We start from the raw sequence: 12,790 nt of genomic DNA, 5'->3' as shown, positions 1-12,790 counted from the left end.
CACCGCTAGGCGCATTTGCGTCATGGAATATATCAGCACCCGCGGCTCTGCGCCGACCCTCGACTTTCGTGCCGCGACGCTTGCCGGCCTTGCCAGCGACGGCGGCCTTTATGTGCCGGCGAAATGGCCGCAGATGTCGGTCGAGGATATTCGCGCGCTTGCAGGTCTTGATTATGCCGAGACCGCAGTGCGCGTCATGCGGCCTTTTATTGAGGGCGTGCTCACCGAGGACGAACTGCGCGAACTTTGCCGTGCCGCTTACGGGCGCTTCAGCCATGATGCGGTGACGCCGCTTGTCCAGCTCGATCATCGCCATTGGCTGCTCGAACTGTTCCACGGCCCGACGCTCGCGTTCAAGGATGTCGCGCTGCAATTGCTCGGCCAATTGTTCGAGAAGTTCCTCGCGGGTGGCGACACCGACATCACGATCGTCGGCGCGACCTCCGGCGATACCGGGTCGGCAGCGATCGAAGCTGTCGCAGGCCGCGAGCATATTCAGATATTCATGCTGCACCCCGAAGGCCGCGTCAGCGACGTCCAGCGGCGTCAGATGACGACGGTGCTCGCCCCCAACGTCCACAACATCGCGATCGACGGCAGTTTCGATGACGCGCAGGCGATGGTGAAGCGGTTGTTCGGCGACGAAGAGGCGCGCGCCCGGGTGACGCTGTCGGCGGTGAACAGCATCAATTGGGCGCGGCTGATGGCGCAGGTCGTCTATTATTTCTACGCGGCCGTCCGGCTCGGCGGTCCTGACCGTCCGGTGGCGTTCAGCGTACCCACGGGCAATTTCGGCGATGTGTTCGCAGGCTATGTCGCGGCGCAGATGGGGCTGCCGATCGCGAAGCTTGTCGTCGCGACGAACGTCAACGACATCCTCCACCGCGCGTTGACCAGCGGCGATTACAGCGCGGGCACGGTGACGCCGACCGCAACGCCAAGCATGGATATTCAGGTCAGCAGCAATTTCGAACGGCTGCTGTTCGACCTTGCCGGCCGCGACGGCGCGGCAATCACCGGAATGATGGGCGAGTTCGACAAGAATCGCGCGATGACGATTCCCGCAGATATGCTTGCGGGCGCGCGCGGCCTCTTCTCGAGCGCCAGCATCGATGGCGATGCGATGGCGCTGGCCCTCCGCTGGGCGCAGGAGCATGGCGGGCAGATCATAGATCCGCACAGTGCCGTCGGCCTTGCCGCCGCACGCGCGCTTGAGATCGATGCCGATATTCCCGTCGTCACGCTGGCGACCGCGCATCCGGCTAAGTTCCGCGAAGCCGTCGAGCGCGCGACCGGCGTGCGCCCGCCGCTGCCCGCGCGGCTCGGCAATCTCTTCGATCGCGAGGAACGATATACGCGCCTGCCCGGCGACTATGACGCGGTAAAGGCCTTCGTGCTCGCGGAAGCGGCGCGTGGCTGAGCTTTTGCCCCTCGTCACGCTCGTGGGTGAGGCGTGGGACGATTATGGGCTGATCGATAGCGGGGGCGGGCGCAAGCTCGAACGCTATGGCAAATATCGCTTCATCCGTCCCGAGCCGCAGGCGATGTGGGCGCCGGCGCTGCCCGCCAGCGAGTGGGATAAGGCCGATGGCGAATTCATCCCCGCGTCTGACGACGATGGTGGTGGACGCTGGTACTATAATAAGCCTGTACCTGCCGAAGGCTGGCCGCTCGCCTGGCGCGAAACGCGCTTCACCGCGTCGTGCACACCCTTTCGTCACCTAGGCTTTTTCCCCGACATGGCACCGGTGTGGGATTGGCTGCGCGACCGCGTTGCCGACAAGCCCGACCCCGCCTTTCTGAACCTGTTCGGCTATACCGGCGTCGGCAGCCAGGCGCTCGCCGCGGTGGGCGCATCCGTGACCCATGTCGATGCGTCGAAGAAATCGGTAGGGCAGGCGCGTGAAAATGCCGCGCTTGCCGGAATGGCCGACAAGCCGGTGCGCTGGATCCTGGACGATGCGGGCAAATTTACCGCGCGCGAAGTCCGCCGCGAAAAGCGTTATGACGCGATCCTCCTCGATCCGCCCAAATTCGGTCGGGGCCCGACAGGCGAGCGCTGGCAGCTTGAGGAGGGGCTTGCGCCATTGCTCACCGATTGCCGCCAATTGCTCGACGAGGAAAGTCGCGCGTTGTTTCTCACGGTCTACGCCGTGCGCATGTCGGCGCTCGCGATCGGGGAATTGCTCGCACAACTTTTCGCCGACCTGCCCGGCACCGTCGAATGCGGAGAGCTTGCCGTGCGCGAAGAGACGAGGGGATTGCTGCTACCCACCGCGATTTTCGCGCGCTGGAGCCGCTAAGACTGCTTTTCAGGCTTTTGCTGCATACGTTTGCTGCGCAAAATACCGCAATATTGTGACCCAAATGCAACGGTCGGCGCGTTGACAATGATAACGTTCCCATTTAGATAACGTTCACATTAAGCGAATGCCGCCATAAAAAGAGCGGTTGATCTGGGAGGAATGGGGATGCGGGCGTCTCAAAAGCAATGGCTTGCGAAATTTCTGGTCGGTACGTCGGCACTGTCCTTGATGGGCGTTGCGCAAGCGGCGGTCGCACAGGAAGCGCCAGCCGAGGGTGAGGTGAATGGCGACGAGATCGTCGTGACCGGCATTCGCGCCAGCCTTGCCGCATCGGCCGATATCAAGCGCGAGGCGCAGGGCGTCGTCGATGCGATTTCGGCCGAAGACATCGGCAAATTCCCTGACACCAACCTTGCTGAATCGCTGCAGCGTATTACCGGCGTGTCGATCGACCGTTCGAACGGCGAAGGCTCGCTCGTGACCGTCCGCGGCTTCGGTCCCGAATTCAACCTGGTTACCCTGAACGGTCGCCAGATGCCGACCGCGCTGATCGGCGATGGCGGCAGCGCGCCGTCGTCGCGCTCGTTCGACTTCGACAATATTGCGTCCGAAGGCATCGCGGGAGTCGAAGTCTATAAGAGCGGTCGCGTCACGATGGAATCGGGCGGGATCGGTTCGGTCATCAATCTCCGGACGCCGCGTCCGCTCGACAGGCCGGGGCTGCGCGGTAGCCTGGCGGTCAAGGGTGTGTATGATTCGTCGCGCAACCAAGGCAATCCGATCACGCCCGAAGTTTCGGGCATTCTCAGCACCACCTTTGCGAACGACACGATCGGCATTCTGATCACCGGTTCGTACCAGAAGCGCAAATCGAGCGAGAATAACGCCAATGTCGGCTGGCGTGACGGCTATCTGGGCAGCGAGAATAATTGGGGTTCGCTGGCGCAGCCGGGTACGCCGCGTGCGGCGAATATTACAAATCGGCCCGATCCGACCGATGTTTACCAGGTCCCGCAGAACGCGTCCTACGACCTCAACGACGTCAATCGCGAGCGCATCAACGGACAGGCAGTTCTGCAATTCCGACCCAGCGACGCATTTACCGCGACGATCGATTATACCTATGCACGCAACACCGTGGAAACGCGAAACAGCAATGTTGGCGTCTGGTTCAACCACGAAGATACGTCGAGTGCATGGACCGATGGACCCGTGGCTGGCCCGCTCTTCTACACCGAGCGGTTCGCCGCGCCGACCGGCGTTCCCGGACCGAACGCGCTCTATGGCGGCAAGGATCTGTCGTACAGCGGAGCGCTGACCGAGAATCGGGCGGAAAATAAGTCGCTCGGCGTGAACCTGGAATGGAACGGGCCCGGCGGCGTTACCTTCGAACTCGACGGCCACCATTCGACGGCGGCCGTCAATCCGGTCAATCGCTTCGGGTCGAGCATGTCGCTGGGCAATGCGGTATTCGGCGTCCAGAATCAGACGATCAATTTTGAGAACGACCTGCCGGTTATTTCTTACGGGATGTACCCGGGCATCGATCCGCTGAATGCCTCGCTGATTACGCCGACAGGCAATGCCTTCCGCAATGCCATTTTCCGCAACCGCATCAACCAGGTGCAGTTGCGCGGCAAATATGATCATGACGGCGGCTTCCTCGACAGCATCGATTTCGGCGTGTCCTATGTGGACAGCAAAGTGCGTTCGGCATTTGGTACAATCCAGAACGACGACACTTGGGGAGGCGCAGGTCCGGCATCGAGCATTCCGGACGATATTTTCTCCCTGGTGACGCTGCCGGACAAATTCCCTGGGCTTGCTCAGCCGGGGATGATCGGAAGTTTCTATACTTTCGATTTCGAGCGGATGGCCGATCTCGTCGAGCAGAATTTCCAGACGTGCAGCAACCCCGCGACGGGTTCGGCGCAGCCGGGCACATGTCTGGCGAACTTCAACACCGATCGGCGCATTTCCGAAAGGACGCTGGCGCCCTATCTGCAGGTCGCAACGGTATTCGACCTTTTCGAGAATCCGGCGCACCTCGTTGCAGGCATTCGTTACGAAACGACGGATATTTCCTCGTCAGCGCTGGTGCCGGTTCCCGTCACCACCACCTGGGTGGGCGACAATGAGTTCAACGTCGTATTTTCGGGCGACAGCGATTTCACCCGCTTCAAGGGATCCTATGATAATTGGCTGCCCGCAGTCGACTTCGACATCTCGCCTATGGAAGATGTCAAACTGCGTGCGTCGTACAGTCACACCATTGCACGCCCCAGCTATGACCTGATGCAGGGCGGGCGCACGATCGACACTTTGTTCCGCGTTGGCGGCGGTGGCGGCGCGCAGGGTAATCCAGGGCTGATCCCGTACAAGTCGAAGAATATCGACCTGTCTGCCGAATGGTATTATGCGCCCGACAGCTATATTTCGGCGGGCTATTTCCACAAGGATGTGAGCAACTTCATATCCTCGACCCGCATCGACAGCAGTGCGTTCGGATTGACCACGCCGGTGGAAGGACCGCGATGGAACGCCGCTTTGGCAGCATTGGGTGCGAATGCGACTGTGGCGCAAATCCGCCAATATATCATCACCAACTTCCCCAGCACGGTGACGGGCAATATCATCAACGCCGCGCCGGGCGATCCGCTGGTCAATTTCGAAATCACCACGCCGGTCAACAGCGATCAGACCGCCTCGCTCAACGGATGGGAGTTCGCGCTCCAACACAGCTTCTGGGAAACCGGTTTTGGTGTGATCCTGAACTATACCATCGTCAACGGCGATGCGACTTACGACAATACGCAGCCCTCTACGGTGGCGCAGTTCGCGCTGGTGGGTCTTAGCGATACGGCCAACGCCGTTGCCTTCTACGACAAGGGACCGATCCAGGCGCGCGTGGCGTGGAACTGGCGCGACAAGTTCCTTTCGGGAACGGGCCCCAATCCGACCTATACCGAGGCGTATTGGCAGATCGATGCAAGTGCGAGCTATGAATTCATCCCCGGGCTCACAGCGTTTGTCGAGGCGATCAACTTGACCGGCGAAGGGCAGCGTAAGCACCTGAGGCATGAAAATAACGTCACCTTCGTATCGCCCGGCTTCGCCCGCTATGCGGCAGGGGTCAGGTTCAGCTTCTAAGGCGGGTGGGCCATTTCCGCCGGGTCGCAGGCAAGAGGGTCGCGCCTTTCGGGGTGCGGCTCTTTTGCGTGACGGCGACGGCAAGCTGGCTTAGGATCGACGGTAATGAATAGCGCGATCGAGAGGGTTGTCATCGTGGGCGGCGGCACCGCCGGCTGGCTCGCGGCTTGCCGCCTCGCCAGTGCGCGACGTTCCGCAAAGATCGAAGTCACACTGATCGAGGCGCCCGACATTCCGACGATCGGCGTTGGGGAGGGGACCTGGCCGACGATGCGCGCGACGCTGTCGGCGATCGGAATCGGCGAGGCCGAGTTTCTCGCCGCCTGCGACGGATCGTTCAAGCAGGGATCGCGGTTCGACCGCTGGGTTACCGGGGCCGAGGGCGATAGCTATCTGCACCCGTTCACATCCCCGCCCGCCGCGCCTGTTGCCGAATTGCTCGCGGCGTGGCAGGCAGGCGCGCCGGACCTGCCGTTCGCGGCGGCAATGACGGCGCAGGCGCATGTGTGCGACCTGCACCTCGCGCCGCGTCAGCGCGCGATGCCCGACTATCAGGGCGCGGCGAATTACGCCTATCATCTCGATGCCGGAAAATTTGCGGCGCTGCTCGCGGCGCATGCGGTGCAGCGGCTTGGCGTGCGGCACATATCGGACCATGTCGTCGATGTGGCGCGCGACGATGATGGCGGCATCGCTTCGGTCGCGACGCGTCAGAACGGCGATATCGCTGGCGACCTGTTTATCGATTGCAGCGGGCATGCTGCGCTGCTGATCGGGGGGCATCTGGGCGTCGAGTGGATCGACCGCGGCGACACATTGTTCAACGATCGCGCGCTCGCGGCGCAGGTCCCGGTGGCCGCCGGCAGTCCGATCGCGTCGCAGACGGTTTCGACCGCCCATGCTGCAGGTTGGATCTGGGACATCGGTCTGCCGGGACGCCGCGGCGTAGGCTGCGTCTATTCCAGTCGCTTTATGACTGACGATGCGGCGGAGGCGACGTTGCGCGCCTATATCGCCCGCGTCCTGCCGGATGCGCCTGCGGTGCCGGCGCGGAGGCTAAGCTTTCCGACCGGGCATCGGGCGCGGTTCTGGGAGGGAAATTGCATTGCCGTCGGCCTGTCGGCGGGCTTTATCGAACCGCTCGAGGCATCCGCGATCGTGATGATCGAATTGTCGCTGAACGCGCTGATCGACAATTTCCCGGTACGCCGCGGCGCCATGCCGATTCACGCCGAACGCTTCAATGAATTATTCTGCTATCGCTGGGATCGCATCGTTGAATTCCTCAAGCTTCATTATGCGCTGAGCCGGCGCGAAGAACCCTATTGGCTCGCGCAGCGCGACCCGGCCCATATGCCGCCGAGCCTTTCCGCGATGCTGGAGCTGTGGCGCGACCAGCCACCGTCGCTATGGGATTTTCCGCGCGTTGACGAGATTTTCTCGGCCGAAAGTCACCAATATATTCTCTACGGCATGGGCTATCCGGTGCCGCCCGGTGTGCCCATGAGTGAGCGGGCGGTCGCCTTGCTTGCCGAAAATCGGCAGCGCGCGCGCGCGCTCGTCGCGGCGTTGCCCGCCAATCGCGATTATCTCGATGCCCTCGCGACGAGCGCACATAATGCCGCCGTGCGATAGGAAAGGAATTTGATGACCCGCCACGCCGTCCTCGACAACAAGACCCACCGCGACCTGCGCATCCGGACCGATGCGGGGGCGGAACTGGGCGACGACATCATGGCGACGCTGACGGTGCCGAGCGAATTCCGGCGCGTGCAGGCGCATTTCCCGATCCTGTTTCGCCGTGAAACCGGGCGCGAGGATTTCTCGGCGCTGGCGATGTTCGGCTTCCAGAATGGCGAAAATCTGTTCCTCGACGGCAAAGGGTGGGATGCGCGTTATCGCCCGCTGTCGGTCGCAATCCAGCCCTTTCTCATCGGGCGTCCAGCCAACGGCGACGGTCCGGCACAGGTGCATATAGACATGGGCCACCCGCGTATCGCTGCGGCGAGCGAGGGGGTTCGGCTGTTCGACGTCGATGGCAACGCGACGCCCTATCTCGACGAGGTCGTCGAGCGGCTCGGCGACCTCGACGAAGGCTATCGCGAGAGTGGCGCCTTCTATGACGCGCTGCTGGCGTATGACCTGCTCGAACCCTTCAGCCTTGAGGTGACCCTCGACGACGGATCGATCCATTCGCTCGTCGGCTTCCACATCATCGACGAGGCAAAGCTGCGCGCGCTCGATGGCGAGGCGCTCGGCAAGCTCCATGAGGCGGGGCACCTGATGCCGATGTTCATGGCGCTCGCGTCGCTGTCGCAGCTTTCGGAGCTCGTCGGACGCAAGAACCGCAGGCTGGCCGGTGGCTGAGCGCGACCGCGCCATTTACGACCGCCTCGCGCCCGTGCCCGAGCGCGAATGGAATAAGGGGGCGGGGCTCGACGCGTTGCTGGAAGGCGCGCGCGAGCCCTTTGTCCTTCGCGGGCTGGCGGTCGACTGGCCGCTGGTCGAAGCAGGCAAAAGGTCCGGTCGCGATGCCCGGCGCTATTTGCTGGAGCACGCGCGCGACCGTCCGTTCAAGGTGTCGATCGGCGCACCGGGGCACGACGGGCGGCTGTTCTACGACGCTGGGATGGAGATGAATTTCCGGATCGGGACGGGCAAGCTTGCCGACATCTTCGGCGGAATCGATACGGCCGAAGAGCGTGGCGAAAACCGCACAGTCTATCTCGCGTCCATCGACATACTCTCGCATTTCGACGGGCTCGATGAAGCGAATTCGGTCGATCTGGGTACGCGTGACCCGCTGAAGAGCATCTGGATCGGCACGCGCACCAAGATCGCCGCGCACAATGATTTTCCTGACAATCTTGCCTGCTGCGCGGTGGGCCGCCGCCGCTTTACGCTGTTCCCGCCGAGCGCCTTTCGCAACCTTTATCTGGGTCCCATCGACAATACGCCTGCGGGCCGCGTCGTCAGCATGGTCGATTTCGACGCCCCGGACCTGGCCGCGCACCCGCGCTTCGTCGATGCGATGGCCGAAGCGCAGACCGTCGAACTGGAACCCGGCGATGCGATCTTCATTCCATCGATGTGGTGGCACCATGTCGAGGGGCTCGCGGACTTCAACATCCTGGTCAATTATTGGTGGCGGCGTACGCCGGCCTGGCTCGGTCAACCGCAGGCCGCGCTCAATCACGCGATCCTCGCGATCCGCGACTTGCCGCCAGAGGACAAGGCGATCTGGCGCGAACAGTTCAACCATTATGTCTTCGACAATGACGCCAGCGTCACCGACCATATTCCCGAAACCGCGCGCAGCATCCTAGCCCCGCTCACGTCCGAGACGGCGGGCCGGCTGCGCGCCTTTTTGCTGAGGGCTTTGAGTAAATGAGCGACAAGAAACCTGTCCGCGTCGTCATCGCTGGCGGCGGCACCGCCGGCTGGATGATGGCGGCCGCGATCGCGCGCACGATGGGACAAACGGTCGACCTGACGCTCGTAGAATCCGAACAGATCGGGACGATCGGCGTGGGCGAGTCCACCATCCCGCCGCTCGTCAATTTCAACCGCATCCTTGGCATTCCCGAAACCGAATTCATGCGCGCGACGCAGGCGACCTTCAAACTGGGCATATTGTTCGACAATTGGAAGCATGACGGCGATAGTTATTTTCACAGCTTTGGTCTGTCGGGAAAGGATCATTGGTCGGCGGGCTTCCAGCATTTCTGGCTCAACGCGCGCGAGCGCGGGCATGAACAGCCCTACAGCGATTATTGCCTCGAACTCGTCGCAGGGATGGAAGGCAAGTTCGCACATCTGCCCGAAGAGCGGATGAACTATGCCTATCATGTCGACGCGACGCTTTACGGCCGCTTCCTGCGCAAGTTGGCCGAGACCGACGGTTGCAAGCGCGTCGAGGGCAAGATCGCGCGCGTCGAACTCGACGGCGAGAGCGGTGATATCGCGGCGCTGCATCTTGACGGCGACCGGCGCATCGAAGGCGACATGTTCGTCGATTGCACCGGCTTTCGCGGGCTGCTGATCGACGGCGCGCTGCATGCGGGGTTCGAGGATTGGAGCCACTGGCTGCCGAATGACAGCGCGATCGCCGTGCAGTCGAAGCATCTCGGCCCGCCGCAGCCCTATACGCAGGCGATCGCGCACGACGCCGGTTGGCAATGGCGCATTCCGCTGCAGCATCGCATGGGCGCGGGCATCGTTTATTCGAGCGGCTATCTGTCGCGTGACGAAGCCTATGACCGGCTGATGGGCAGCGTCGGCGAGCCGTTGATCGAACCGTTCGATATCAAGTTCAAGGGCGGCGTGCGGCGCAAGCAATGGTTCCGCAACTGCGTCGCCGTCGGGCTCGCGGGTGGCTTTGTCGAACCGCTGGAGGCGACGACGGTGCATCTGATCCAGCGCGCGGTGCTGCGCTTTATCCGCTTGATGCCGAACGGGCGCGTCAGCGAGCGCGACGCGCAGGAGTTCAACGATCAGCAGCGGCTCGATATCGAGCAGATCCGCGACTTCGTCGTGCTGCACTATAAGGCGACCAACCGTCGCGACAGCCCTTTCTGGCGCCACGTCGCGAATATGCCGATCCCGGATTCGCTGCAGCAAAAGATCGAGCTGTTCCGTGAAACCGGCCGCGTCTTCCGAAAATATGAGGAATTGTTCGCGGAGAATAGCTGGGTGCAGGTGATGATGGGGCAGGGGATCGAACCGCAAAGCTATCACCCGATCGCCGATAAGCTGCGTGACGATGAGGTCGAACGCCTGTTCCAGTCGATACGCGACAATATCGCCCAGACGGTGGCGACGCTGCCCGAGCATCACGCCTATGTCGCGCGCTATTGCGGCGCCGAGGAACCGAAGGCGGCATGAACGTCGCTCGCCGGGAATATCGGCAAATTATGGAAGCAGAATGGCTTCGCGGCTGGCATTGTGATGACGATGCGGTTAGCGGTTGCGACACGATAGGGGGCCGGGAAATATAATGGGGCGTCGGCGGCAGTCGGTTACGATCAAGCATGTTGCAGCCGATGCAGGGGTGTCGCTGCAGACGGTGAGCCGTGTTATCAACAACGAGCCCAACGTCCGGCCCGAGATGAAGGAACGCGTTCAGGCGTCGATCGACAAGCTTGGTTACGTCCCGTCGATCGCGGCGCAGCGGATGAGCGGGTCGCGGTCTTATCTGATCCTTGCGATCAACGATCGTGAACGCACGATCGCCGACTGGCAGGGGCGGCAGGGGGTCGACTGGGTCGACCAAATGCTGCTCGGCGGGATGCTGAAATGCGCCGAATATGGCTACCGCATGATCTTCGAGCTCGTCGACACGCACAATGATCATGTCGAACGCGAATTGCGCGCGGCAATCGCTGCGCTGCAGCCCGATGGAGTGATCCTGACCCCGCCGCATTCGGACAATCCGCTGATCGTCGGCCTGCTCGACCAGCAGAAAATCCCGTTCGCGCGCATCGGATCGCGCGGCGGCGTGGCGGGGATCGCGCTGACGATGGACGATGAAGGGTCAGCACGACGCGCGACGCGGCATCTGATCGATCTTGGTCATGAACGGATCGGCTTTATCGCTGGGTCGTCCGAATATAGCCTCAGCCGCTGGCGCATCGACGGCTGGCAGGGCGAAATGGCGGCCGCCGGCCTTGCTACCGACGGCCTGCTCGTCGAGGGCGACTTCACCTTTGCGTCGGGAAGCGTTGCAGCGCGGCAATTGCTTGGCGCGGCAAATCCGCCGACGGCAATCATCGCGAGCAGTGACCAGATGGCACTTGCGACGCTGGAGGTGGCGCGTGATCTGGGGTTCGATGTTCCCGGACAATTGTCGATCGTCAGTTTCGACAATACGCCGGTCGTGCGCTTTACCCAGCCCGCGCTGACCGCGGTAGACCAGCCGGTCGCCGAAACCGCGTCGCGCGCGGTCGAGCTGATTATCGCGGCGCAGCGAGGCGCTCCGCGCCCCACCGAACCGACGCGCGTGCAAGGCGGGCTTGTCCAGCGCGGGTCCACCGCAGCGCCGCCTGTCGTCGTCCATGGCTGACGCCGGGACCCCGCGCCGCCAGTCTCTCGTTTTCCTTCTGCTTTATGCGCTCGCGTCGGCGGGGGGCGCGATAGCCTATGTTCCCTTTCTGACCATCTGGCTGCCGGGGCGCATGACGCAATTGGCCGGGGCGGCCGATGTCCAGATGCTTGGATATGTCACCTTTTCTGGCGCGATCGCGGCGAGTGTGGGTGGTATCGGTTTTGGCTGGCTCAGTGACCGGACGGGCAATCGGCGCGGCTGGATTTTGACCGGGCTGGTGCTGACGATCGCCCTGCTGCTGGCCGTTCCACTGTCGCACGATATCTGGTCGCTGGTGGCGATGATCATTGCCTGGCAACTGACGCTCAACATGATGCTCGGGCCGCTTGCAGCGTGGGCAGGCGACTGTGTTCCCGACGAACAGAAGGGCCTGCTCGGCGGGCTGCTCGCCTTTTCGCCGGCGCTGGGCGGTTGGTCGGGATGGCTCGTCACCTGGCCGGGACTGGTGTCGGCGGAACAGCGGCTCATGGTCATTGCGTTGCTGGTGGCAGCCGCTGTCCTGCCGGTGCTGCTGCTCGGTCGTCCGCGTTCCTTCCCCGATCTTGTCGCGCCGCCGGTACGCGTTGCGCGCGAGAAGCGGCGGCGACTGAATGGCCCCGCGGTGCGGATGTGGCTTGCGCGCTTGCTCGTCCAGATCGCCGAGGCGGCGCTGTTCGCCTATCTTTATTTCTGGTTCCGTTCGATCGATCCCGGCATGCACGACAATGAAAAGGCGCGGCTGTTCGGCATGGCGCTGACGATCGCGATTCCGATCGCCTTGGCGAGCGGCCGATGGGCGGACCGTAATGATCGGCCGTTCGTGCCGCTGGTCGTTGCCGCAGCGGTGTCGAGCCTTGGCATGGTCGGTATGGCGCTGGCGACGGGGCTCGACGCGGCAAAGGCGAGCTATCTTGTCTTCGGCATCGCTACGACGGTGTTCCTGTCGCTCCATAGCAGCCAGACGCTGCGTATCCTGCCGCGTTCTGACCGGCGCGGCCGCGACCTTGGCATCTTCAATCTGACCAACACAGTACCGTCGCTGATCATGCCCTGGCTGACGATCTCGCTCGTCCCCGGTTTTGGTTTCGACGCGCTGTTCCTGTTGCTTGCGGCGCTCTCCGCGATCGCGGTGCTGCTGCTCGCGACGATGCCGCGTCTGCGCTGACAACTCCGAAAACAGAGCTCTTGCTTTCGTTCATCCACTATGCGAAGTGAACGTTGATAACGTTCACATACGAAGAATGGGAGAGAC

At 62.7% G+C, this 12,790-nt stretch carries 9 protein-coding genes; all 9 read left to right on the top strand.

The window, feature by feature from the left end:
• Positions 1-22: 22 nt before the first annotated feature.
• The 9 genes from thrC to SC1_RS12165 all read left to right on the top strand — a co-directional run bounded on the left by thrC (position 23) and on the right by SC1_RS12165 (position 12,703).
• Entirely contained in the window at positions 23-1,420 is a 1,398-nt protein-coding gene (thrC, locus tag SC1_RS12205) for a threonine synthase (protein ID WP_062181954.1), read from the top strand.
• A gap of 4 nt (positions 1,421-1,424) precedes the next feature.
• Positions 1,425-2,303, top strand: coding sequence for a class I SAM-dependent methyltransferase (locus tag SC1_RS12200; protein ID WP_062184065.1), 879 nt, complete (start codon positions 1,425-1,427; stop codon positions 2,301-2,303).
• 168 nt (positions 2,304-2,471) lie between these two features.
• Positions 2,472-5,456 carry a TonB-dependent receptor gene (locus SC1_RS12195; protein ID WP_062184062.1) on the top strand — a complete coding sequence of 995 codons (2,985 nt, stop codon included), beginning with the start codon at positions 2,472-2,474 and terminating at the stop codon, positions 5,454-5,456.
• A 105-nt stretch (positions 5,457-5,561) separates the two neighbouring features.
• Entirely contained in the window at positions 5,562-7,091 is a 1,530-nt protein-coding gene (locus SC1_RS12190; protein ID WP_062181951.1) for a tryptophan halogenase family protein, read from the top strand.
• A 12-nt stretch (positions 7,092-7,103) separates the two neighbouring features.
• Positions 7,104-7,823, top strand: coding sequence for a SapC family protein (locus SC1_RS12185; protein ID WP_062181948.1), 720 nt, complete (start codon positions 7,104-7,106; stop codon positions 7,821-7,823).
• Entirely contained in the window at positions 7,816-8,847 is a 1,032-nt protein-coding gene (locus SC1_RS12180; protein WP_062181945.1) for a cupin-like domain-containing protein, read from the top strand. The genes SC1_RS12185 and SC1_RS12180 overlap by 8 nt, the downstream gene beginning before the upstream one ends.
• The gene (locus tag SC1_RS12175; RefSeq protein ID WP_062181942.1) at positions 8,844-10,340 is read left to right on the top strand and encodes a tryptophan halogenase family protein; all 1,497 of its coding nucleotides are present in this window, start codon (positions 8,844-8,846) and stop codon (positions 10,338-10,340) included. Before SC1_RS12180 ends, SC1_RS12175 begins: the two co-directional genes overlap by 4 nt.
• 112 nt (positions 10,341-10,452) lie before the next feature.
• A complete protein-coding gene (locus SC1_RS12170; RefSeq protein WP_062181939.1) occupies positions 10,453-11,517 on the top strand; it encodes a LacI family DNA-binding transcriptional regulator in 1,065 nt (354 codons plus the stop codon).
• Entirely contained in the window at positions 11,510-12,703 is a 1,194-nt protein-coding gene (locus SC1_RS12165; RefSeq protein ID WP_062181936.1) for an MFS transporter, read from the top strand. Before SC1_RS12170 ends, SC1_RS12165 begins: the two co-directional genes overlap by 8 nt.
• Positions 12,704-12,790 lie beyond the last annotated feature (87 nt).

The sequence above is a fragment of the Sphingopyxis sp. C-1 genome (assembly GCF_001047015.1).
In the GTDB taxonomy this organism is placed as follows: Bacteria; Pseudomonadota; Alphaproteobacteria; order Sphingomonadales; family Sphingomonadaceae; genus Sphingopyxis.
The sequence above is the reverse complement of the archived record's forward strand: the minus strand, read 5'-3'. Positions and strand labels throughout refer to the sequence as shown.

What these genes read in the sequence shown, in the direction of transcription:
- SC1_RS12170 (WP_062181939.1), top strand. Translation starts at nt 10,453, where the DNA reads ATGGGGCGTCGGCGGCAGTCGGTTACGATCAAGCATGTTGCAGCCGAT.
- SC1_RS12195 (WP_062184062.1), top strand. Translation starts at nt 2,472, where the DNA reads ATGCGGGCGTCTCAAAAGCAATGGCTTGCGAAATTTCTGGTCGGTACG.
- thrC (WP_062181954.1), top strand. Translation starts at nt 23, where the DNA reads ATGGAATATATCAGCACCCGCGGCTCTGCGCCGACCCTCGACTTTCGT.
- SC1_RS12165 (WP_062181936.1), top strand. Translation starts at nt 11,510, where the DNA reads ATGGCTGACGCCGGGACCCCGCGCCGCCAGTCTCTCGTTTTCCTTCTG.
- SC1_RS12175 (WP_062181942.1), top strand. Translation starts at nt 8,844, where the DNA reads ATGAGCGACAAGAAACCTGTCCGCGTCGTCATCGCTGGCGGCGGCACC.
- SC1_RS12190 (WP_062181951.1), top strand. Translation starts at nt 5,562, where the DNA reads ATGAATAGCGCGATCGAGAGGGTTGTCATCGTGGGCGGCGGCACCGCC.
- SC1_RS12185 (WP_062181948.1), top strand. Translation starts at nt 7,104, where the DNA reads ATGACCCGCCACGCCGTCCTCGACAACAAGACCCACCGCGACCTGCGC.